General features: G+C 55.0%; 12 protein-coding genes. 4 read left to right on the forward strand and 8 right to left on the reverse strand.

All coding sequences use genetic code 11. From position 1 onward, the window contains the following. Positions 1-450: 450 nt before the first annotated feature. The 4 genes from SH573x_RS16685 to SH573x_RS16700 all read right to left on the reverse strand — a co-directional run bounded on the left by SH573x_RS16685 (position 451) and on the right by SH573x_RS16700 (position 8764). Positions 451-2988 (reverse strand): DUF1549 domain-containing protein, encoded by a 2538-nt coding sequence (locus SH573x_RS16685; protein WP_479348758.1) that lies wholly within the window; start codon positions 2986-2988, stop codon positions 451-453. A 93-nt stretch (positions 2989-3081) separates the two neighbouring features. Next, positions 3082-4428: a DUF1501 domain-containing protein gene (locus SH573x_RS16690; RefSeq protein ID WP_479348759.1), complete on the reverse strand. Its 1347-nt coding sequence runs from the start codon at positions 4426-4428 to the stop codon at positions 3082-3084. Between the two features lie 381 nt (positions 4429-4809). Beyond that, the gene (locus SH573x_RS16695; protein ID WP_479348760.1) at positions 4810-6321 is read right to left on the reverse strand and encodes a hypothetical protein; all 1512 of its coding nucleotides are present in this window, start codon (positions 6319-6321) and stop codon (positions 4810-4812) included. A 40-nt stretch (positions 6322-6361) separates the two neighbouring features. After that, positions 6362-8764, reverse strand: coding sequence for a PAS domain S-box protein (locus tag SH573x_RS16700; protein ID WP_479348761.1), 2403 nt, complete (start codon positions 8762-8764; stop codon positions 6362-6364). A gap of 245 nt (positions 8765-9009) precedes the next feature. Between SH573x_RS16700 and hemC the strand changes: the two genes are divergently transcribed. Then, positions 9010-9939 carry a hydroxymethylbilane synthase gene (hemC, locus tag SH573x_RS16705; protein ID WP_479348762.1) on the forward strand — a complete coding sequence of 310 codons (930 nt, stop codon included), beginning with the start codon at positions 9010-9012 and terminating at the stop codon, positions 9937-9939. A 315-nt stretch (positions 9940-10254) separates the two neighbouring features. After that, positions 10255-11169, forward strand: coding sequence for a hypothetical protein (locus tag SH573x_RS16710; RefSeq protein ID WP_479348763.1), 915 nt, complete (start codon positions 10255-10257; stop codon positions 11167-11169). Here the strand turns inward: SH573x_RS16710 and SH573x_RS16715 are convergent. From SH573x_RS16715 to SH573x_RS16725, 3 genes are all read right to left on the reverse strand, one after another. Next, positions 11150-13114: a M20/M25/M40 family metallo-hydrolase gene (locus SH573x_RS16715; RefSeq protein ID WP_479348764.1), complete on the reverse strand. Its 1965-nt coding sequence runs from the start codon at positions 13112-13114 to the stop codon at positions 11150-11152. The genes SH573x_RS16710 and SH573x_RS16715 overlap by 20 nt on opposite strands. Positions 13115-13430: 316 nt before the next feature. After that, positions 13431-14759, reverse strand: coding sequence for a c-type cytochrome domain-containing protein (locus tag SH573x_RS16720; protein ID WP_479348765.1), 1329 nt, complete (start codon positions 14757-14759; stop codon positions 13431-13433). A gap of 131 nt (positions 14760-14890) precedes the next feature. Next, positions 14891-17371: a DUF1549 domain-containing protein gene (locus tag SH573x_RS16725; RefSeq protein WP_479348766.1), complete on the reverse strand. Its 2481-nt coding sequence runs from the start codon at positions 17369-17371 to the stop codon at positions 14891-14893. Between the two features lie 331 nt (positions 17372-17702). Between SH573x_RS16725 and SH573x_RS16730 the strand changes: the two genes are divergently transcribed. Beyond that, the gene (locus SH573x_RS16730) at positions 17703-20615 is read left to right on the forward strand and encodes a DUF1553 domain-containing protein (RefSeq protein ID WP_479348767.1); all 2913 of its coding nucleotides are present in this window, start codon (positions 17703-17705) and stop codon (positions 20613-20615) included. A 67-nt stretch (positions 20616-20682) separates the two neighbouring features. Beyond that, positions 20683-21848, forward strand: a protein-coding gene (locus SH573x_RS16735; RefSeq protein ID WP_479348768.1) for an IS3 family transposase whose coding sequence is annotated in 2 segments (ribosomal slippage) — positions 20683-20944 and positions 20944-21848 — 1167 coding nt in all. Because the reading frame shifts where the segments join, the coding sequence is not laid out codon by codon here. A gap of 841 nt (positions 21849-22689) precedes the next feature. Here SH573x_RS16735 and SH573x_RS16740 read toward each other — a convergent pair. Continuing rightward, complete coding sequence (locus tag SH573x_RS16740) at positions 22690-24300, reverse strand: PAS domain-containing sensor histidine kinase (RefSeq protein ID WP_479348769.1); 1611 nt, start codon at positions 24298-24300, stop codon at positions 22690-22692. Positions 24301-24525 lie beyond the last annotated feature (225 nt).

Genomic DNA, 24525 nt, shown 5'->3' on the forward strand with positions numbered 1-24525 from the left:
AGGCGGGAGTACCGACGCACGTAGCGGCGGGTGAGTAGTACCTGAATTATAGTCAGCTGGGCATGCAAATTAAACAGGCAAGGGGCAGTTGTAGAGCGGCTGTCCCCAGCCGCTTGGAACCCTCTAACCGTTGTCTCGACGTTGTAGAGCGGCTGTCCCCAGCCGCTTGGAACCCACTAACCGTTATCTCATCCGACCGAGAGTCCTATTCATCTTGCACAGTCGCCATCACCGACATTGGGTGTGAAGACACTGTGGTTAGAGGGTTCGGAGCTGCTGTGACAGCTGCTCTACATCGAGGACAGGCGGTGTGAAGACACTTTGGTTAAAGGGTGCTGAGCAGCTGGGGACAGCTGCTCTACAGCTTTCACGATCACCATCGCGGACAGGCGGTGTGAAGAATCTTTGGTTAGAGGGTGCTGAGCAGCTGGGGACAGCTGCTCTACTGCACTAATGATTGAACAAGAACTCTTTGCTGTTAATCACTGCCCAGATCAGGTCTTCGAAGGCGGCGCGGGGGTTGTCTTTCTTCTTTTCAAGATATGCGATTGCAGTGTGGGTCTCTTCGGCTGTAGGCCTACGCGACATGGCCAGCAGATACAGCTCTTCAACTTTTTCCGCAGCCGTACGACTGGTCTCTGCTGCTAACATTGCCGCTCGACCTTTGTCGTCCGCTAACTTGGCTTGGACCTCTTTCGAATTGAGCAAGTGCAAACTCTGTGCAAGATTGGCGGTCTGCACGCGCTCGCATTCACATGCAGTGGTCGACTCAGGTCGTCCAAAGACAGTCAAAAAGTACGAGTTGAAACCGGTGTCCGGTAAACTAACGGCGCGTGTGCCTGAAGGCATACCGGCAAAGCCGGTCGTGGTGCCCGAGACTCGATCGATGGCATCCAACAAAACTTCGGCCGTTAGACGCTTGGGATAATAACGAGAGTATGCCGTTTGATCCGAGGCGTTCTGTTCGCCCACATCCGAAGCCGATTGATAGGTGCGCGAGTTGCAAATATCGCGCAGCAGACCCTTCATATCAAACTTGGATTCAACGAAATGTTTGGCGAGCGCATCAAACAGTTCTTCATTGGAGGCTGGGTTGGTGACGCGCATGTCGTCTTCGGGTTCAACCAGCGCCCGCGCAAAAAAGTGCTTCCACATGCGGTTGACGTACATGCGCGACAGGAATGGATTGTCAGGACTGGTCATCCAGTCAGCCAGCTTCACTCGTGGATCGCCTTGCACCTCTCCAGTCAAAGGCTCGGCATCCAGTCCAGCCGGTTCAAGAGCTTTACCATTCTTGGGATTACTAGCGCGAGGCGAACCGCCGCGACTGACAAATACCGGTTGCTCCGGTGTCGAACCTGGTTTGGTGGCGACGTTGGCGAAGAAGGCGGCGAAGTGATAGTAATCATCTTGCGCCCATTTCTCGAACGGATGATGATGGCAGCGTGCACATTGCAAACGCTGACCGAGGAACAACTGTGCGGCGTCTTCGGTGCGGGCTTCAGTATTGGCAACTTCGCGATACCAGGCCACTGGAGGATTGGTTTCGGGACTGCCCGAAGCAGTGATGATCTCGCGCACAAACTGGTCATACGGCTTGTTCTGTTCGAAGCTCTCTCGAATCCACTGATGGAATGCAAAGCTACCGACTTGATGACCAGGGCTGATGCGGCGATTGCGCAGAATGGCATTCCACTTGAGCGCGAAATGCTCGGCGTAGTCCGGGGAATCCAACAAACGATCCACTAGCTTGGCACGTTTGTCGGTCGCGGGATCGTCAATAAAAGTGCGTGTCTCTTCTAAGGTCGGCAAGCGTCCGGTGATATCCACCGTTACGCGCCGTAGAAAATCGGTGTCGCTGCACAGTGGCGTCATGGGTATGCCGAGCGTCTTCAGCTTGGCCAACACGGGTTCGTCCACGTAGTTGTGCGGTGTCGGCCACTGGGCGATCTCAGCCCCTTGCGGCAAACTAGCTCGGAAGACTGCTACACGACCTTGATAGCGAGCCATCACGGCCACATCGCCAGCGCCGGTGGATGAGGTAACCAAGCCAGTGGGCGTGACATTGGCCATGTCCATGTTGTTCGATTCATATTGAACCGTGCGCGTGATATCTTCCGTCGAGCCATCGGAGTATGTAGCGATCACTGCTAACTGTTGCGAAGCCTGCTTGGCCAATAGTCGCTGGGTGGGATTGATGGTAATCGATGCCAGCACAGGATCTTTGTCGCTGCCATATGGCATGCCTTGGGCAATCCAGCGCGACAGCAGACGATACTCGTGCGAATCTTTTTCAATTCGCTGACCACCACCGTGTGGGACTTCGTTTATGGCTTTGGTCAATAGCAAGCTACGCTCGGGGGCGGCGGGGAACAGGCGGCGGCCGCGCGATTCAACCACCAGGTGTTCAAAGTCTTCTTTGGGTTCGAAGCCCAAGAGGGAAAGTTTGAAGCCGTTTTGACCAGCCGCTTTGCCATGGCATCCACCGCCATTGCAGCCGTACTTGGTAAAGATCGGAATGATCTGATTCGGAAAGTTTACAGTTGGATGATCATCAAAGCCTTTGACAACTACCGCAACGTTACCGGCCACGCCATTGGGCAAGCTCACGTTCAGGGTCACTTGGCCGCCCGCCAGCGGCTTCATCAGACCATCGCTCGAGATATCGAGAACACCTGCCGGAGCGGCCGAGAAAGCCACTTGGCGAGTAACATCGACTTCCGATCGCTTGTCTGCGGCGCCTTGCACTATTCCCGTGATCAACAACTGGGCTCGCGCGTCGCTGCCTGATAAGACAATGGTGGGTACGCCACCTTCGCCTGCCACCGTATTCTCGATGCGCAGTTCCTTGACCGAACCCAATAGTTCAGTCGCGATACCCAACGTGGGCACACTCTTGGTCGGCTCGACAGCGTAGGCGCTGCAAGCTGGTACCAGCATGGCCAGGGTCAGGCAAACATTCCATGTCGAAGCAAATCGTCGTGGCATAAGGAACCGTACAATCACTGGCGGGAAATTTGTTGTAGAAGCGAGCGGGAAGCAAACGGTGGGAATGGCAGGGCAGTCAACAGCGAGCCTAACCTAAATCAATTCAGCAATCGGCACGTCTTCAATCAAATACTGCGGTCTGCCTACAGGATCGGGCAGCGTGGTGGTAGCCACATCAATGCCGAGATTGTTGTACAGAGTCGCAATGATTTCTTGTTGACGTACCGGACGTTCAACGGCGTATTCACCGAGTCGATTGGTCGCTCCAATGGCCTGGCCGGCACGAATACCGCCACCCGCCATAAAAGCACAGCTGACTTTGGACCAGTGATCGCGACCGGCGCCGTTGTTGATTTTCGGAGTTCGTCCGAACTCACCCCACACGACAATCGAGACATCATCGAGCATGCCGCGCGAGTCGAGGTCCTCGATCAAGGCGCTCAAACATTGATCCAGTTTGCCACCGTGGTCGCGCACCAAATCGAAATTCTGACCATGACTATCCCAACGACCATAGCTCAGACTGACTACCCGCACGCCGGCTTCGATCAGACGTCGAGCGATCAAAAGATGGTCGTTACAGGTCGGAGCGCCGTCGTACTGATACTTGTAAGGTTTGCCATCGCCGTAACGTTCGACAATTTTGGGGTCTTCTTTAGAGAGGTCCAAGGCATCCAGCAGTTTGCTGCTGGTCAGCACATCGAGTGCTTGCTGGCCGAAGACATCGAGGCCTTCCATCGAACCCGTATTGTCGATGTCACGCTTCAAGTTATCAAGACTAGATAGTAACTGCTTGCGATCTTGCAATCGATCCAGCGAGATACCGTTGAGCTTCATGTTATCCATGCCAGGTCCGTCGGGCTTGAAGGGCGAATAGGCTGCGCCCAGGAACCCTGGTTGACCTGATTCCGACCAGGGCATGTGCTGCGTCTTATCAGCCAAGCCTACAAAGGGTGGTACGGCTGGATGGACCGGTCCGTACAGCTTGGATACGGCTGATCCGATCGAAGGACGACCGCCGACGGCCCGCAGGTCATCGGGGAACCAGCCGCTCATGCACTGGAAGGACTCGTGTCGATCTTTGCACCCAACCACGGAACGAATAACGACCGACTTGTGCATCAGCTGCGCCAGTTGCGGAAAGACTTCGCAGATCTGGATGCCGGGCACGCTGGTGTTGATCGGACGAAACTCGCCGCGAATCTCGCTGGGGGCTTCGGTCTTGATCTCCCACATATCTTGGTGCGGAGGTCCGCCACCCAAGAAGATATTGATGATGGCTTTGTGGCTACTTCCAGCGTTGCCGCTGGCGGCTTGTGCGCGAAGGATATTGGCAAGCCCCAATCCGCCTGCGCCAAAGCTCAATCCGCCGATCTTCAGAAAGCTGCGACGCGTAATGCCATCGCACAATCGCTGACGACCACCGAGAATGGTGAGCATGGTGAGTCCGTATCAATGCAAGGTAGGAAGGTGGTAAGGTGGGATGGATCTATCGCTTAGCAGGACCACATAAGGTTGACCGCGTCATCGATAGGCAGTTCACTGTCCGCTGGCGCGTCAGCTACCTGTTACTGTTTCATTTTTTAAGGCGGGATCGGCCGCTGTTGTTTTTGAACGGCCCTGGAGAGCCGTTCTACTTTCTTGTTTGAACGGCCCTGGAGAGCCGTTCTACTTTCTTGTTTGAACGGCCCTGGAGAGCCGTTCTACTTTCTTTCGGGCACGCGCTTTTGTGCCTCACCCTTTATTTTGGGCAGCAAAAGAAGGCCGCTGCAAGTCCGGAAACGCTGAAATGCCAGCATTCTGACCGGTTTTTGACCTAAATTAATGTTCAGGAAACAGTTTGGGCTCGTACCGGGTTTCCGGCAGTCGCCCTGCAATTGCCTTTGTTTCATCGGCGTGGAAGCCTTCGATAACCCAGACGCGATCCTCATGAACTTCAACAACTAGCTGGCTACCCAACACAATCTCGCCGCCACCGGTCTGGGTTGCCGAGGTCTCACTCTTTGGCTGTTCAGTTGAATCCGCAACAGAATCTGCGCCGGTGACATCAGTTTCTTGTGTCTCGCTCGGGCTGGCCGCAGAGCTGGCAGGTTGCCGGAGTTGTTTGTAACTCTTGGCAAATTCTTGAGCGTCTTGAGCGGTGTCCCAGACACTAACCCAAACCAGCGCCAGTCGACCATCATCTTTTTGAAAAACTTCGTACCGATCGCCATCCCAACCTTCGGAAGCTCGCCTGGCTGAGCGTAGTTTCTTGAAGAGAATGCTCGTTTGAAACTCGCCCAGGCAGTTGCCGCCCAGATGTTTCCAGGCCGCCGGCAGGGCACCGTTTAGCTCAGGCACGATCACGCGCTGAGGTACATCACGCGGGCTGAGATTGTATTTGTCTGGGTGTAGAATTTGTTCGGTGCTAGTGGGCAAATCCGCGTAGGCTTGGTGCATCGCGGGCCAACCGCGTTTACCGGTCACGCTGACTGCGAAGACCATGCCCTGGAAGTAAGGAAAGATTAGCGAGTCGCGAAATATGGGCGGAGCTTTGCGGTAGGTCGCCCCACCGGCCACGGGCAACATAAAACTCATCAGCGAAAATGTCGATCGAATCACTTCTGGATCCAACTCGGTAATGTCGCTGCCGCCGCCATCCATCTCGGCCATCATCAGCAAGGTGGCATCCCCTTCGACAATCGCCGAAAACGCCATCGTCATATCATCATCTTTCTCGATCAACTTCTGCAGCTTCTTCAAATCATACAGTTGATCTTGCAGGGCATGAGTCATCTCGTGGGCCAGAGTAGTCTTCTGTTCTTGCTTGTCAAAAGCTGACTTGGCACCGAGCAGACGTTCGAAGAAACCCGGGTTTTGAGTGCCGCCATCTTCGCGAATGAGCACCATTTGCTTGGTGTCAGGATCGTAGAACCCAGCGACTTCTTCGGTCAGGAGTTTGGCCATCAAGTCCTTGGAGCTCATATCCTTGGGCATCAGTCCGAACACTTTGTAGGTGGAATCAATCAGAGCCCACTCGGATTGGTCGTATTCGCGATCCATCACCCGCAGCATTTCTTCACCCAACTCGGCTCGCGTTAACAGCTTGGGCAATACTTGATGCGTAAACTGTTGGCCGCGAATGCGTGAGACGACTTCGTGATACGCCTCGGTGTATTTTTCGAGCGCCCCTGCGTAATCGGTCTGGTCGGCCAGTCGATCGCCATCGGTCACTAACTGCTCGGCCTCCTGACGTGTCGGTTGCGGTGGCTTGGCATCCTGCGCACTCAACATCGATTCGCCCAGAGGCAAAAGGCTGATGCACAGAATCGAGAGGGCGAGTAGTTTGTTCAATTTTGGAACCGTAAAAAAATAAAGGTCCGGACTCTCAATGTCACACCTGAGACTTCCTGAGCATATCACTTATCTTTTCAACTAGGGCGCGGCGGTCAAGGGGCTTGGTGGCGTAGTCGTCGAACCCGGCCTGGATGCATTTCTCACGATCACCTTGCATGGCGTTGGCGGTCAAGGCAATCATGGGGCGCGTGAAGCCGAGTTGCCGCAAGCGGCGGGCAGCGGTGTAACCGTCCATGATGGGCATGGAAATGTCCATTACGATCAAGTCGATCGGCGCCGAGCGTTGACTGGTAACGAAGTCGATGGCCTCTGCGCCGTTTTGTGCTACGACCACTGTACCACCAGCTTCTTCAATGAAATGCTGCGCAAGGTAGCGGACTTCGCGACGATCATCGACGACTAGGGCCGTGCAGTTGATCGTCGGCAACGGTCCTTCGGTGCGCACCGGCGATTGATCGGCACGCGCAAGTCGCGAGTCGATACGTGGTACGCCCTGCAAGCTGCCCGTAGCAATCTCCACCGCAAAGATACTGCCCTGGCCAGGTTCACTGTGCACAGTAAGATCTCCGCCCAGCAGCAGTGCCAGGCGTCGAGAGATGGCTAGCCCCAAACCAGTGCCGCCGTGATTACGCGTAACCGAAGCGTCGGCTTGCATGAATGGCTGGAACAGCCGCACGCGATGTTCCGGATGAATACCGATTCCGGTGTCAATGATTTCAAAGACCATGCGCTCGCGAGCGTCATTTAATCGAACCGTCAATCGCACCGAACCTTGTTCAGTAAACTTGATGGCGTTGCCCAACAAGTTCAGCAGGATTTGGCGCAAACGCACCGGGTCGGTCAGGATCGTTTCAGGCAATTGATCGACCACCTCTGCGCCGAGAGTGATCTTCTTTTCCTGAGCTCGCATTTCCAGCAAGGAAACGACATCGGTAACGACTTGCTCGGGCGAGATGCGCTCCATCGCCAGTTCCATCTTGTCCGCTTCGATCTTCGACAAGTCGAGTATGTCGTTGATGATTTCCAACAAGAAGCGACCGTTACTACGAATCGTCTCGATGCACTGCAGGTCATCGGGGTCTTGCAAGCGATTGGCAATTAAGTCGGAGTAGCCCAAGATGGCGGTCATGGGTGTGCGAATTTCGTGGCTCATGTTGGCCAGGAAATCGCTCTTGGCACGATTGGCTGCTTCGGCCAAACGTTGCGTCTGACGCAGATGCTCTTCGGCATTCTTGCGTTCGGTGATATCGCGTGAGACGCTCATCAGACGTACGACATGACCTTGGCTATCGCGCACAGGCGACACCTGAACGTCCCACCATTTGGGCGTGCCTTTGGCCGTCGGTCGAAAAGCGGTGAAGCGATAGGTTTCACCACGACCTGCATGCTCAATGGCATTACGAACTTCGGGCAAGGCATCCGCTGGCCAAAATTTGGCCCAGGGATGTCCATGCAATTCGTCGGTACTGTCGAGTTCCATCAGACACAGGCCAGTCGTATTCACATTCAACAGTCGGCCACTGGGATCCATAATCTTGATGCAGTCAGCGCTGGCATCCATGACCGAACGATTAAAGCTCTCGCTGCTCCTGAGCTTCTCTTCAGCCTTTTTGCGCTCGGTAATGTCGGTGACCAATTCGATAAAGTGGGCTGTGCCCCGCGTATCATCGCGCAGCAATGAGACGAACTTGTGTACCCATACACACTCAAGGTCACGACGGACGTAGCGATGCTCGAATTCGAACGATGGAATCGCACCGCTAATCAGTTGCCTTACCAGGCTCAGGTATGCGCTGCGATCATCAATGTGAATGAGTGTTGGTAAGCTTGCGTTCTGCAGTGACTGCTCGTCGTAGCCCGTCGTGCGGCAATAAGCCGGGTTGACTTGCACAAAACGACCTTGGATGTCGGTGATGGCAATACCGGTGCCGGCATGCTGGAAGATTTTGCGCAATCGATCTTCGTTTTCCCGCAGTACGTCTTCTTGATGGCGCCGGTCGGTGACATCGCGCGTACTGCCAGCGATCGCTTCGACATGACCATCGGCATCGATGACCGGTACAAAGATATATTCGTACAGCCGCCTACCCGCCGTGCCTGCGAAGGGCACTTCGCCTTTAATTGGTTGACGCGTGGCGATGACCTTTTCGATTTCGCGGCTATGCATTTCCGCATGCCAGGGTTCGTAGCCCAGCTCCAGACAATTCAGCCCAATGGCCTCGTTCCAGTTCCTGCCCCACACCGTCAACAGAGCTTTGTTCGCATAGATAAAGCGATGATTTGTATCAAAGACGTATAGAAAGTCATCGGTATTGGAGACGACTGTTTCATACAAACGAACACGACGCTGTAATTCCGCAACTTCGCGTTCAAGTTGTTCACAACGGGCGGCCAACGATTCGCAAGATTCGCCGGTCGCATCGTAGGCCGTGTTAGACACTCGCCAGGGCTCCACAATTCAGTTCAGAAGACGATTCATCGTACCGACAGCATACACGCCGTTGGCGGGTTTCCATTACCCCGAAAGTGAATGGCTCGACGCACGCACGTTGCCAATCCGGCCCTAGGATCAGTATGGCTGCGGATCGTCTGCCCTTCTAGCCTACCATTTTTCGGGATAAACTGCGCGGCCAAGACGCTCACTTTGACGTTCGTTAGCCCAGTTGTAACCAGGACGAGCACACTTTGACCACAATTCGCATTGGAACGCGCGGTAGCAAGTTGGCTCTGTGGCAAGCCGAATGGGTAGCGGCAGCCCTCCGCTCCCATGGTCATGATGTCCAGTTGAACATCATATCTACCCATGGCGATATCTCCACGCAACCGTTGTCGCAGGTTGGTGGTCAAGGACTATTCACCAAAGAGATCCAGCGCGAATTGCTGGCTGGCCGTGTCGACGTCGCAGTGCACAGTTTGAAAGATCTACCCACTTTGCCAGTCCCTGGCTTGGTGTTGGCCGCTGTGCCTGAACGCGAGACGACCGATGATGTGCTGGTTAGCAGCTCTGGATTAACATTTGAGGGGCTACCGGCCGGCGCTAAAATCGGCACCGGCAGCTCGCGACGGGCTGCTCAGTTGCGCAACTGGCGCAGTGATGTAGAAGTCCTCGACATTCGCGGCAACGTCGATACACGCTTGTCCAAGTTAGCCGCCGGTGATTTCGATGCCATCGTCTTGGCAGCCGCCGGCTTAACACGTTTGGGATTGAAAGACCGCATCACGGAAGTGCTTCCGCCAGATCGCGTGTTGCCCGCCGTCGGCCAAGGCGCCCTGGGCTTAGAATGCCGAGCCGATGACCATCCAACCCTGGCGACGCTACAACTGCTCGATCATGCGCCTTCGCACGCCGAAGTGGCTTCCGAACGCAGTTTGTTACTTTCTCTGCTGGCAGGTTGCCTGGCCCCGGTAGCCGCCCGCGGCCAAGCCCACCAAGACCACATCAGCCTTACCGCACGAGTGCTAGCACTAGACGGATCGCAAATCATCTCCGGTTCGGTCAGCGGTGCCCAAAGTCGCGCTGTAGCCCTGGGAAAGCAACTGGCTGAAGATATGCTAGCACAAGGCGCCGCCGCCCTGATCGCCGCCGCCCGCAACTCGGATGGATCTCCCCAGTAGCCGAAGTCGCCAGACTTTGGAGGCGTCACCGTCAATCCTTCCAATCTCTGGCGAGATCGGCTACGAATCTCCCCGTAGCCGAAGTCGCCAGACTTTGGACGCGTCACCGTCAATCCTTCCAATCTCTGGCGAGATCGGCTACGAATCTCCCCGTAGCCGAAGTCGCCAGACTTTGGACGCGCCACGTTTGATCTTCCAATCTCTGGCAAGATCGGCTACCAACAGGTAGCGGAACGCGTCAAGCGTTTCGATCAATCGACGTAAGACGAAAGCCTTGACGGCTTCCGCTACGGAAACATGCAATGGGTGCTCTCAATGCGATTGAAGCTGCTTGTAGTCTGTTGGATGCTGTGCTGGACGATCGGCTGTGCGCCGCTGCGTCCACGTCCTATCGATGGCTCGCGATTGATATTGTCCGAGCAACTGCGCGATGGTAGTCCACAAATCCAGCGCGGCCAGCCTCGCAAAGTTCTCGATGCGGTGGGCTGGGTGCTGGGCATTCCGAGCAAGATCGTTTTGTGGAACCGCCGTATCGATAACCACAACATCAGCCCGCGCACTGAAGAAGCGATCAGTGACTACCTGGTCGCCAACTCGCTGGACACCACACGCGTGCGTATCAATCAATACGCTCCGGGCGATGATTGGCGACGGCTAGTCAAGAACAAACGCGTGGCTGCGCCGTGGCGATATACCTTTGGTGCCGTCACAACTTTGTATGAAACGATCATCCCAGGACGGGTCTTTGGTGGAGACCATTACAATCCGTATACGGATACGATTCACCTCTATTCCGATGTCCCGGCAATTGCCATTCACGAAGCAGCTCATGCCAAGGATTTCGGACGCCGCAAGTACAAAGGCACATATGCGGCTGTGTATGCGCTGCCTGTGGTGCCGCTGGTTCACGAATCGCTGGCCACTGGAGATGCGTTGGACTGGATGGAATTGAATCGTACGCCGGCTGAACAGCGTGAGGCCTACAATGTGCTATACCCGGCCTATGGGACTTATGTTGGCTCAGCCATGGGCGTGGGCGCGACTCGTTACGCTTCTCCGTTGTACTACGGCAGCGTGATCGGTGGACACGTCATGGGGCGCACAATATCCAGTCGCATACCGGATCAGCCTCGGCCAATAAAAAATGCTGTTGAGTCCGAGCTCGAACTCAACAGCAGTAGTTTTAAGTCGTTAGAAGAAACCGGTAGTTCTACTGACCGCCTGCAGTAGCAGCAGCGGCTTCCGCCGGTGCGGCTTCAACGGGAGCGGCGGCAGCTTCCACAGGTGCGGCAGTTGGAGTGACAACTTCACCATCCAACGGCTTGCGTGGTAGCTTCTCGTCGCGCATCGCAGCTTGATACACAAAGGTCGCCATGATGATCGACGCCTGTTTGACATCATCAGCTTGAATGCGCTCGTATACGTCCATGCTCGAGTGGTGCGTACGCGTGTCGTATTCGATTTGGTCTTGGATAAACTGGAATCCAGGTAGACCAATGGAATCGAAGGACAGGTGGTCGGTACCACCAGTGCCGGCGATCGTGATCGTCGACGCGCCCATGTCGCTGAACGGAGATAGCCAGGATCGGAAGATGGAGCGCAGCTGTTCATTGCCTTGCAAATGAATGCCGCGGATCTTACCGGTACCGTTATCGAGGTTGAAATAGGCTGATAGTTTTTCGTGTTCGGCGGTCAACTCGTATTTGGTCTTGGGCCGTTCGCGACGTCCGCCACCTTCGCCATCGCCGCCGCCACGCGGTCCACGGAATTCACCACCGCCACCCGGGCTCAGTGACTTACCAAAATGCTCAGTCACATAAGCTTTAGAACCCAGCAAACCTTGTTCTTCGCCGGTCCACAGGGCGATGCGCACTGTGCGCCGAGGCTGAGCACCCACGGCCTTTAGCAAGCGCACGGCTTCAAGCGCCACACCACAACCGACGGCGTTATCGGTCGCCCCAGTACCCGAGTGCCAGGAGTCGAAGTGCGCGCCGAGCATGACGATCTCGTCCTTCAAATCCGTGCCCGGAATTTCGGCGATGATATTGAAAGTGTTGGGATCATCTTTATGGAAACGGGTCGCGATGTCGATTTCCACTTCAGGATGCGCATCTTTTTGAACCAAGCGAACCAAGCGATTGTAATGTTCTGCTGACAAGACAACTTGAGGCAGAATTTCGCTTTCTTCGGCAGCCCAAGGGCGAGGACCACGACTGAATGGTGAATCGCTGCCACGATTAGCGTCCGCTTTGCGCGGCATGGTTACCGAAGCCACAAAGACAGTACCGCCATCACCACGACCAGGTTCGAGCACGACAGCGGCGCCTTCGTCGTAGGCCAGCTGCCACTTGTCGGCTTGCAGTTGCATGCTGCCGCGATTCTGTTCCATAAAGCGACGCATTTCTGATTGTTGATCATTGGCCGGAGGTTGACCATTGGCTGCCGCGGCTCCAGGCGTGGCAGGAGCGGTGGGAGTGGCATCGCCTGCGGTGCCAGCTGCAGCAGCGCCCGGAGTTCCAGCCGCTGCTTGTGCACCGGGTCCACCTGCGCGCCCTGGACCACCGGCGCGCCCTTGCCCACCAGGTCCGCCGGCTCCGCGCCGACGTGAACCGCCATCTGAGTTAGCCAGTTCGAGCAATTCTTGATCGGTCTTGCGTGCGCCCGGCGGATCGAACTGAGCCTTCAGTTCGCGCGGCGGACTAATGAGCACAATTGCGCGATGCAGCTTGCCACGATACTTGTCGAGATCTTCGGACTTTTCCGCTTCGATGTAGATTGGTTCGCCACGAATGGTCTTAGGGGTACTGGGCGACCAGGCTTTCGGATAACCGATCAAAGTTGAATAGCTGGGTTCAACCAGGTTGGCGGTGAAGGCTTCTAGTGTCCAGCCTGTACCAAACGGTCCCCAGGGTTCCATGTGGACGCTTTCTAGTCCCCATTCGCTTAGTTGCTTGCACGTCCACTCACCTGCCTTTTTAGTAATTGGTGAACCCGTCAAGCGTGGACCATGCACGTCGGTTAGGAAACTGATGGTTTCCATGACCTTGGATTTCTCAAGACCTTCGGCCTTGATCTTATTGACCATCTCCATGTCAACTTGCTCAGGTGTCTGTCCATAAACGTTCAACCCTGTAACCAACGTCGCCGCCAGTAGCAGCCTTCCCATCAGGCGCATAGAAACCTCCCCAACAATTTTGAGATAGACAGACTCATATGAATGCGAAACTAAACGGGGGTCGTGCGTATTATGAGCAGCCAAAGTCCATTTGTACAGCAGCACGGTGTTCCAGCTGCTAATTGGCGGATTACGAGAAAATCACTGCCGCAAGAGATTGCAAGCGGTTAGATGCTTCCCCTTTTGTTACAACGCAGAGACGCCGAGGATCGCAGAGAAGAGCACTTTTCTCTGCGGGCTCTGCGCACTCTGCGTTTCAATAAGAGATCTGCTAACCGCTTCAGCACGCCAAATAGGGCAGGCGTCAGTAACGGCACTAGGGCACAGCGATCCAGTGATGGACTAAGGCACCATCAGCAGAGTTCCAGAGGCGCACTTCGCCATCCAAGCTGCCCGAGGCCACGCGGGCGGTTGAGGGATGCACGGCCACAGAGGTCGACCAGGCAGTGTGGCCTGTCTGCTCGCGAACAAGCTTGCTCGTGGCTAATTCCAATTGACGTACCGATCGGTCGGTGCCCACCAGCCACGCATTGGGACCATCGACGATCACGCGCATGGTCGTACCAGGCAGATCAACTTTGGCCAAGTTCTTGCCGTCTTCGATCTGCCAACGATGGATCTTGCGGTCCGCGCCAAAAGTAGTCGCTTCCTTGTCGCCTTCCTGCAAGACAATGGCCGTTACCGCCTCACCATGAGCTGAATAGGTTGAAATTAGTTCGGCAGATTCAATGACGAATACTTTGGCAGTTTTGTCGCGGCTGGCGGATGCCAAGCGTTTGCCATCGCGACTCCAGGCGACGTCGTACACAATGTCTGCATGACTAGCCACACTGCGAACTAGTTTGAAATCCGTCGTGTTATACCAACGCAGCGTACCATCGGTGTTTCCCGTGGCGATCAAAGTTCCGCCCGGTTGGTAACGAACTGATTGAACTATATCACCAGCTCGACCAAAGCTCTGGCTGACGGCGCCACTTTCCCAATTCACGAGTCGCACTTCACCGATGTGACTGGGCGAACCACCGGCCACTGCTAATGTGTGGCCATCCGCACTCCAGTCGAGGCTCAATATTCTTTGCGGCAAGTTACCGATACGTTTGAGTAGCTTGCCACTAGCTACTTCCCAGACAGTTAGCTCGTGATAACCACTGGCTACCAGTTGGGTTCCGTCGGGCGAAAATGTCAGGGCTGTGATGGGAAGCGCTGATCGATATTTTTCTGGTGCAGCAGGATAGGTCTGGGCCGGTACCAATTCAAACAGCGGAATGTTGGGATCTTCCCCGTCATAAACGCTGCCTTCGGATTGCCACCGCGCAATCAACTCAATGGCTTCAGCTGTTAATGCCTCACGCTCGGCCGGCATACGTTCGGATTCATTGTCCGTTTGCAACCGTCGCACCAGTTCACTGTGTTTGTGGTCACCTTCAATCGTCAGCGGCACAATTCCAGAATCACCGGCCTTGGACAGCTGCGCAAACGAGTCCAGCCGATAGCCGCCTTCGGCCTTTTTGGGACCATGGCAACTGGCGCAGTTATCTAGCAGCAGCGGCGCAATTTGGTTACGAAAACTAACTGGCTCGGCCGCTGCTGAGGCTGAGTACGTCAAGCAGGTCAGGACCACGAGACTTAGGATGGCGTTACGCATGATTGTCTCCTTTCGCTCCGCGAAAGGCGAAGGAAATTACTGTTGGCACGGCGTGAGAGGGTAGGTGGTTTTTGCCTTTCGCGGAGCGAAAGGAGACAGTGATCTCGCTTTTCGCGGAGCGAAAAGAGACATTAGTGCTGGAACAGGAATTCATCGGTGTTGAGTAGCGCCCAGCAGATATCTTCAAACCCGGCGGCGCGGTCGCCGCGAAGAGCGATCTGTTTAATCGAGACATCCAACTCAGCAGCGCTGGGCTCGCGGCAAACGGCGAGCAAGTAGAGTTCTTTGATGATCTCCTCGTCCGACTTGCCGGCCGCCATGGCTTTGCGAAAACGATTGTTTTCATTGCGCAGCTTTTGATGTATGAACGGTCCATTGAAGAACTCGATGGCCATTCCCAAGTTCGACTCCGAGGTGCGTTCGCACGCGCAAACCGTCGAGCGTTCCGGTTGACCAAAGACTTTCAAGAAGTCGAGCTTGACTAAATCCGGAGCCGGTAACTGCGTGGCTTTGGTACCGTCGGGTAAGCCGCCGAGTGCATCGCTCAAACCGGTGACATGATTGATCCCATCGAGCAGTTGTTCGGCACTGAGCAAACGTGGCTCTTGATGCGAGAAGTACAGCAAGTCATCGCGGTTGTTTTCGGAAGTGCGATAGCTGGCTTGGTACGTGCGACTATTCAAGATCAACTTCATCACGTGTTTACGGTCAAAGCCACTGCTAACAAACTGTTCGGTCAGCCAGTCCAAGAGTTCCGAATTGGACGGTGGATTCGAATCGCGAAAATCATCGATTGGGTCAACGATGCCGCGGGCAAACAGTTCGCCCCAAATGCGATTGACTTCGATCTTGGCCAGGTAGGGATTGTCGACGCGTGTAAGCCAACTGACCAACGTAGCGCGTCGATCATCGGTGGGAGCGATGTCTTGCGAGCCAGCGACCGGCAGCCAAGGTTTGACGGCTTGGCCAGTTCGCGGCTGGGTCACTTCGCCCGAATCATTGACCCACACAAACATTTCGCCCGGCCGCGCAGTCTTTTTGCGCTGCACTCGGTCAAAGAACGCGGCCAATCCATAATAGTTGTCTTGTGTCCAACGCTCAAAAGGATGATTGTGGCACTTGGCACATTGCAGCCTGGCGCCCAAGAACAACTGCGAGAACGTCTCGACGCACTCATGCATATCACCGGCGGTGCGATAAAAATTGGCAGGTGGATTGGAAAGCGTACTACCGCTGGCAGCCAATAGTTCCGATGCAAATTTATCGTAAGGCATGTTCTCCGCCAGCGCATTCTCGATCCAGCGATGATATTTGTAGATCGCTTCGTCACCGATGCGCTTGCCGGTCAGTCGCAGCCAGTCACCCCATTTCAGCGCCCAGAACTTGGCGTATTCTGGCTTCTCTAATAAGCGATCGACTAGCCTCGCTCTCTTCTGCGGATCATTGCTAGAGAGAAACTCTTTGGTCTCAGCTAAACTCGGTAACAGGCCGGTGACATCCAACGAGACTCGGCGCAAGAACTCCGCATCATTGCAACGTTCTGCCGGAACGTATTGGAGTTGTCGCAACTTGGCATCGACCAATTCGTCCAAGCGACCACTCTCTGGAATCTCCGGCCATTTGAAGTTCGGCACATCCTCGACGAACATCAATGGCAGCGACTCGATGTGCTCAAGCACTCGCACCAAGATCGCTGCTTCGCCACGCTGAGTTGCTTTGACAAGTCCATCATCGGAGACTGTGGCTACGTTCATATTGGAACTAGAGTAAGCGGCCAAACGCGTGACGTCGCGCGTTTGTCCGTCGGCGTAATGAGCAATGACGGCCAACTGTTGCCGGTGAAATGGCGCCCGCAGCACGCGTCGTTCTTTAGGAAAGATCTCCACCTTGGTAATGCGCGGAGTGCCGGGTGGATCAAGCTTGGCTCCCTCGGCGATCCAGTCTCGCAATACTCCGTAGGCCACGTTCGACTTGCGTAGTTGCTGACCACCACCATGCGCCACGATCATCAGCGGCTTTTCGAGCAAGATACTCTTTTCGGGTTCCATCAAGTTCAATCGCCGTCCAAACTCTTCTTGAGTGAGGGTGAGCGTATCGAGTTGGACATCAAAAGCGCGCAAAGAAAGTCGAAAGCCACCTTTGCCACTAGGCGATCCATGGCAAGCGCCGGAATTGCAGCCCTGTTTCGATAAAGCAACCATGGTTTCGTTTTCGAAGGCAATCGGTCGCGGACTCTGAGCACCCGCGACTTCGACATCGATCTGCGTCACCAGTTCACCCAACCGCACTTGGAGTTGAGTCTTACCGTCCGCTTTGGGTTGAATGCGACCCTGCTCGAGCTGTGCAACGTTGGCATCGACCAGGGCTAGCTGGCAACTGTCGGTTACATCGTACACATTGCCGCCAGCATCATAGGCGGATACGACCAGTTGATTGGCTGCCCGCGCATCGCCGAGTTGGATCTTCGCTGGGAAGACGTCCAGCCGCGTGAATTGCGGTGCGTCTTGAGCCGAAACTACAGCGACCGCCAGCGACAACCAAACGGTCATCACACCTGCCGTCATTCGACGCGAGCAGGCTAAGAGTGATTCCAAACGGGAGGTGCAGAGCATATCAGCAGTCCTTCTGATGGTCTGTGCGCAGGGCTGGATGGCGGTAGCGGCAAGCCGAATTGCGGGGAGGGATGTGGCAGGTAGGAGCCCTTCATCATAGCAGATCCGGCACCAACCTTCAAAACCCGTAGCCGAAGTCGCCAGACTTTGGATGCGTTTTGTAGCCGAAGTCGCCAGACTTTGGATGCGTCTTGTAGCCGAAGTCGCCAGACTTTGGATGCGTTGAAGTTAATTCTTCCAATCTCTGGCGAGATCGGCTACGGTCGGCAACGGGTGGATCGACTATAATTCTGGAATGCCGCTTTTGTTCCCGCCTCTAACGCGTGTTGCTATGAAACTGACCGCTACGCTCGCCGCATGGATTGCATCGTTTCTGTGGCTGGCCACGTCGCAGGCTCAGGATGCAGCTCAAGAAGCCTCTTCGATCGAATTCTTCGAGACTCACATTCGACCGGTGCTGGTCGAAAAATGTTACCAATGCCATGCGGTTGCCGAAGAGATCAATGGCGGATTGGCTCTGGACTCCAGAGCGGGTTGGCAGCAAGGCGGTGATTCTGGACCGGCGATACTGCCTGGCGATCCCGGCCACAGTCGCTTGATCGAAGCGCTTGAGTTCACCAATTCGAACTTGCAAATGCCTCCGGAAGGCAAACTGCCCGCGGCAGTGATCGATCGATTCAAAGCCTGGATCGCCGCGGGAGCGGCGGATCCACGCGAGTCAACAGGCACCCCCAAGGCCACTTCGGTCGCCTTGTCACTGGAACAAGCCAATCAGCATTGGGCTTATCGACCCATCGTTCGTCCTGATGTCCCGATTGCAACCGTAGATGTCGCGTCCAGCACTACGCCCATCGATAGTTTTCTAGGGCGAAAGCAGAACGAGGTCTCGATCGAGCCCGCACCGCTGGCCGATGACGGAGCCTTGATTCGACGATTGTCCTTCGACTTGCACGGCTTGCCTCCAACAGAGGCTGACGTGCTTAGTTATGTCGAAGACTCCGATCCCGATAAATACGAGCGCCTGGTGGAGCGTCTGTTGTCCTCGCCGCGCTTCGGCGAGCGCATGGCTCGGCGTTGGATGGACGTGGCCCGTTATGCTGAATCGGTAACACTGCGAGGATTTGTTTTGCCGCAGGCCTGGCGCTATCGCGACTACTTGATTACTGCTTTTAACGAAGATCGCTCGCTAGCTGAGATGATCCAAGAACAAATCGCGGGTGATCTGCTGGAACATCCCGATCTGGAGCGACGAGCCCAGCAGGTCGTGGCGACATCGTTTCTGGCGATGGGCAATACCAACTTGGAAGAGCAAGACAAAACGCAACTCGAGATGGATTATATCGATGAACAACTGGAATTGATCGGCAAAGCGTTCATGGGGCAAACGATCGGCTGCGCCCGGTGCCATGATCACAAGTTCGATCCGATACCCACGCGCGACTATTATGCCCTGGCAGGCATCTTTCGTTCCACCCGCGCGATGGACCATGACAACGTTTCCAAGTGGATCGAGCGACCGCTGCCATTGGCCCCCGAACAACTCGCGCATTATGAATCGCTGGCCAAACAGCTTGAGACGGTCAAGAGTCAACAAGCCGAATTAGAGAAGCAAGTCAAGGCGAGCGTACCACCTGGAAAAGCTGCCCCGGTCGCTGTTAATTCATTAGCGGGAGTGGTTGTCGATGACAGCGCCGCGCAGAAAGTCGGACAATGGCGCGAGTCAACCTCAGAAAAGCCATACGTCGGCGATGGCTACATTCATGACCTTCACGAATCGGGGGTCGCCAAGACGATCACTTTCGAGCCCAAATCGTTGCCACCGGGTGCCTACACAGTCCGAATGGCTTACACGGCCTCCAGCAATCGCAATACGAAAACAGTCGTGCGTGTCTTTAGCGCCGATGGCGAGCAACAGCACACGATCAATCAGCGACTGGCGCCACCGATCGATGGACTATGGATCTCGCTGGGCGACTATCGCTTCGAAAAAGATGGCCAAGCATTTGTGCTGATCTCCAATGAAGATGCAGATGGCCATGTTATCGCCGATGCCGTGCAGTTCTTGCCCAAAGATCGTGTATTGCCCAAAGATCGTGGCACTGACGTGGCTGCCGCTTCGGTCGCTGCCACGGCGGACGCATCAGGCAAGGCAACCGCGATCAACCTGGCATCGATTCAAGCTGAGCTGAAACAAACCAAGGAACTGCGGGCCAAGATCGAAGCTCAACTGGCCGCGCGACCCATGGCGCTGAGCATTGCTGAAGAGATGCCGCCCCGCGATGTACCTGTTCACATTCGCGGCAGCGTACACAATCTGGGTAGCGTCGTGCCACGCGGATTTTTGCAAGTCGCCAAAATCGATCGTCCGTCGGTGTTACCCGCCGACGCCAGCGGTCGCAAAGAGTTGGCTCTGTGGCTGACCGATCCAGAACATCCACTCACGCGACGCGTCATGAGCAATCGCCTGTGGGTTTGGTTTTTTGGAACGGGACTGGTACGCACAGTGGATAACTTTGGTACCACCGGAGAGGCACCTCTGGATGTCGAACTGCTCGACTACCTGGCTACCGATCTACTGGAGCACCAGTGGTCGGCCAAAGCCTTGATTCGTCGACTAGTGCTCAGCCAAGCCTATCGCCGCAGTGCGTTGCCCGACCAGCGCGCCAGCGAAATTGATCCCGACAATCGCTACTTCAGTCATGCGCCATTGAAGCGCCTCGATGTTGAATCCATGCGTGATGCCATGCTGGCGATCAGCGGCGAACTGCTTGTGCCAGGTCCAGGTTCGACGCTGCGGGTTGAAGTCAAGGAAGACTATCGCTACGTACATCAACCAACGTTGCGAGCCGTTTATCTGCCCGTGCTACGCAACAGCTTACCCGAACTATTCGAAGCTTTCGATTTTCCCAACTCGAGCGTCTCTAGCGGCGTGCGCTCGCAGAGCACCGTGGCGCCCCAGGCCTTGGCATTGCTGAACAGTCCGTGGGTCCTGGAGCGAGCCCGGATGGCGGCAGAGCGAATGCTTACGGAACAGGCCGTTGCAGGCCCATTAACGCTAGACGAGTGGCGAAGTTTGAGTGACCAGGTCATCGTGCGTTGTCTAAGTCGCACTGCCACAGAGCTGGAACGCTATACCGCGATGACGCTGATCGAAGAGCTACGCGAGCAGCAGTTGTCCGACACCGAGATAGCTGCCCGTTTGGTGCACGGCGTCTTTGCTTCGCTTGACTTCAGGTATCTGTAGACTTCCCCAAGTTTGGTAGACAGTGAGTCTCCTTATGTCATGATAGGTATGACAAGGAGGACTTGGTATGGAACGTCGAAGATTCACGCGAGAGTTTAAGCTCGCGGCGGTTAGGAAGGTTGTTGATTTGGGCTTGAGCTGCTCTGAGGTGGCGCGTGATCTGAAGGTCCGGGAATCGATGATTTACAACTGGCGGAAGTCTTTTGAGGCTGACGGTACGTTGGACGTTAAGAAGAGCGATGAGCTGTCGAAAGACAGCGAACTGGAACGTCTCCGAGCTGAGAATCGTCAGCTCAAAATGGAGCGAGATATTTTAAAAAAAGCCACTGTCTTCTTCGCGAAGGAAAACGGCTGAGGTTTGAATTCATCGCTCAGAATTGTCATCGCTGGAAGGTCAGTACGATGTGCCGTTTGTTGGGTGTTAGTAGAGCTGCGTTTTACAAGTGGCAGGTCTCTGCGGATGCGGGGCCTACGACCACTGAGCTGCGACGTGCGAGCGTTGAGAGTCACATCAGGCTTATTCACTCGCAGCCTCATTTGGATGCGTACGGAAGCCCTAGAATGGCTCGCGAGTTGTCGAAGCTTGGAGTTCGTTGCTCTGAAAACACAGTTGCCAAAGTGATGAGGCAGGCAGGGATTCGGGCTGTTGGTGCTAAGAAGTTTCGTGTTAGTACCACCGACTCTAAACATGACCTGCCAATCGCAGAAAACCTACTAAAACAAGACTTTTCCGTGACAGCGATCAACAGCGTTTGGCTTACGGATTTCACGTACATTCCAGTCTTAGACGACTTTACGTACCTATGCGTTGTAGAGGACCTTTGCTCGCGTCGTATCGTTGGCTGGGCAACCAGCCAACAGATCGATACCAAGCTGGCCCTGGCCGCGTTAGATCAAGCGATAGCCATCCGACAGCCACCTGCGGGGCTAATCGTCCACAGCGATCGTGGATCGCAATACGCAAGCCTGGCGTATCGCCAGAGGCTCGAAAAGCATTCGTTCAGGCAAAGCATGAGTCGTAAAGGAAACTGCTACGACAACGCGCCTATGGAAAGCTTTTATCGAAGCTTCAAAGTAGAAGAGGTCCACCACAAAAAGTTCCAATCGCATGAGCATGCGACCCGCAGTGTCGTCGATTACATCGAGCGGTTTTACAACCGCAACAGAATGCATTCGGCACTCAACTACTTGAGTCCAATCGAATTCGAATTGCGACTCCAAGAGTCGAAATGAACCCGCTAAGTCCTGCCTTCGTCGGAGCCATTCGTCGGTCGCTCGCCCATAAAGGCGACCGACGAATGGCGCAGATGAAGGTAGGACACCCTGCCTTTGTTGGTGGATTCCGAGAGAGCCACCGCAGCCGTTCGTCCGGCAAACTTTACTCTCTTATTTCAACCGATTCTCTGTCCACTTTTTGTGGGGAAGATCACTGGACTGAGGCATCGCAACAACGTAGAGCAGCTGTCCTCAGCTGCTCAGCACCCTCTAACAAAAGCTTTAATGTAGAGCAGCTGTCCCCAGCTGCTCAGCACCCTCTAACAAAAGCTTCTTCAAACCGCGTGTCCGCAATTTCGATCATGTGTGACGTAGAGCAGCTGTCCCCAGCTGCTCAGCACCCTCTAACAAAAGCTCCTTCAAACCGCGTGTCCATGATTTCGATCATGTGTGATGTAGAGCAGCTGTCCCCAGCTGCTCAGCACCCTCTAACATAAGCTTCTTCAAACCGCGTGTCCGTGATTTCGATCATGTGTGATGTAGAGCAGCTGTCCCCAGCTGCTCAGCACCCTCTAACATAAGCTTCTTCAAACCGCGTGTCCGTGATTTCGATCATGTGTGATGTAGAGCAGCTGTCCTCAGCTGATCAGCACCCTCTAACATAAGCTTCTTCAAACCAGGTGTCCGCAATTTCGATCAAGTGGTTGGTTAGAGGGTGCTAAGCGGCTGGGGACAGCCGCTCTACAATGTGTCGGCAGAGACATTGGTTAGAGGGTGCTAAGCGGCTGGGGACAGCCGCTCTACAATGTGTCGGCAGAGACATTGGTTAGAGGGTGCTAAGCGGCTGGGGACAGCCGCTCTACAATGTGTCGGCAGAGACATTGGTTAGAGGGTGCTGATCGGCTGGGGACAGCCGCTCTACAAGCAGGCACTTAACGCGGAGCACCAGTTCGCTGGGGCTGAAGGGCTTTTGCAGGAAATCGTCGCAGGAGCGGAGCGCGTGCTTGAGTCCGATCGACTCGTCGGCGTAGCCACTCATGTACAAGACACGCAAGTCGGGTAAGACGTTCAGGAGCGCTTGAGCTAACTCAGGTCCGCGCATGTTAGGCATCACGACATCTGTTACCAACAAGTCAATCTGTGTTGTCGGTTCAACCATGGCAATCGCTTGCTCGGGACTGCTGCATTCAATTACGTGGCAGTTTTGTTTTTCCAGCGATAAGCGCACAATCTTGCGAACTGAATCTTCGTCTTCCACCAGCAAAATCGATCGTGGTCGCGTGGTATCGAGTGACGTGCCTGCAGCGGCATTCATCACGTTTAGTTCGACAACAGCAGGATAGAAAATATGAAACGTGGTTTCAACGTTTAGTTCGCTGGTTACCGCAATGTGTCCGCCGGCCTGTCGCACCGCTCCATGAACTACGGCCAGCCCCAAGCCTGTGCCGCGTCCAACTTCTTTGGTAGTAAAGAAGGGTTCGAAAATCCGGGGCAATATCTCAGGCGGTATGCCGGAGCCAGTGTCGGTTACTTGCAGGTAGAGATAACGGCCGGGCCGCATTTCGGGCACCAGTCCCGAGGGTGATTCCCCCTGAACGTAATCAGCGACTTTAAAACGCAGGCTGCCACCTTCGAGCATAGCATCACGCGCGTTCAGAACCAGATTCATAATGGTCTGTTCGAACTGTCCCGAATCGGTCTTGACCTTCGACAAGGGTCGATCGAACTCGAGCTGTAGTTGACAATTCACGCCTAACAGACTGCGAATGAACTCTTGAGAACGCTCGAGTTGTTCAGCCAGATCGAGCACTTCGAGCTGGACTTGCGCGTGGCGACTGATGGACAGGAGCTGACGCGTCAGCCGCGCAGCTCGCTGGCCAGCGTTGCGAATAGCGGCGATCGATTCATGCTGCTGTGACAAGGTCAATCCGGAGTCCAATAAATCGCAATGCCCTTTGATGACCGTAAGCAGATTATTGAAGTCATGAGCGACGCCGCCGGCCAATCGTCCCACGGCTTCTAACTTTTGAACTTGCACCAATCGCTTGGCCAGTTCTCGTTCCTGCGTCACATCTACCGAGGCGATCAAGACGCCTTCGGCGATGCCTTGGATGCTCAACTCGAATATGCCAGTGGTGCCATCTTCATAGGCGAATTCGTTATCAAATCTCTCCGAACTACCCGACTGCAAGCAGTGGACGATTTTGGCGAAGACTTCCGTATTCTCGATGCCTGGATACGCATCGACCATCCGTCGCCCGAGCAACTCGTCGCGTGTGCGCCGCCCGTGAAGGGCCGCATTGGCATTCATGTAAATATAGCGCAGCTCGCGGTCGAGAATCTGGCAACCGACAATTAAGTTTTCAAAGACGTCTCGCAATCGATCGGGCATTTGGGTAACGATGGCGCTGGCGGCATACATGTCGAGCTCTTCGCTCGGTGGGCGAAAGATGAGGGGATGCTGACGCATGAAAACCATCGAGCCTTATGTTAGTCAACCAACATAGCTCCACGTGGTCGGTTCCTTGCCGGCCCGCGTCGAGTAGATGAAGTTGATGTGTGCGATTCGGCCCGTCAATATGACTGATACCCCAAGTATTGCAAAAACTCGCCGCCAGGGGCAGGGGGGCAGCGGCCAATCAAGCGCTGAGCAGATCCCTTTCTCAAAAACGCAGTCTTCGCTGAGTCCGCAGAG

It is taken from the genome of Rania fehmarnensis (assembly GCF_056494185.1).

What these genes read in the sequence shown, in the direction of transcription:
- SH573x_RS16685 (WP_479348758.1), bottom strand. Translation starts at nt 2,988, where the DNA reads ATGCCACGACGATTTGCTTCGACATGGAATGTTTGCCTGACCCTGGCC.
- SH573x_RS16715 (WP_479348764.1), bottom strand. Translation starts at nt 13,114, where the DNA reads ATGCGCCTGATGGGAAGGCTGCTACTGGCGGCGACGTTGGTTACAGGG.
- SH573x_RS16740 (WP_479348769.1), bottom strand. Translation starts at nt 24,300, where the DNA reads ATGCGTCAGCATCCCCTCATCTTTCGCCCACCGAGCGAAGAGCTCGAC.
- SH573x_RS16725 (WP_479348766.1), bottom strand. Translation starts at nt 17,371, where the DNA reads ATGCTCTGCACCTCCCGTTTGGAATCACTCTTAGCCTGCTCGCGTCGA.
- SH573x_RS16690 (WP_479348759.1), bottom strand. Translation starts at nt 4,428, where the DNA reads ATGCTCACCATTCTCGGTGGTCGTCAGCGATTGTGCGATGGCATTACG.
- SH573x_RS16710 (WP_479348763.1), top strand. Translation starts at nt 10,255, where the DNA reads ATGCGATTGAAGCTGCTTGTAGTCTGTTGGATGCTGTGCTGGACGATC.
- SH573x_RS16720 (WP_479348765.1), bottom strand. Translation starts at nt 14,759, where the DNA reads ATGCGTAACGCCATCCTAAGTCTCGTGGTCCTGACCTGCTTGACGTAC.
- SH573x_RS16730 (WP_479348767.1), top strand. Translation starts at nt 17,703, where the DNA reads ATGAAACTGACCGCTACGCTCGCCGCATGGATTGCATCGTTTCTGTGG.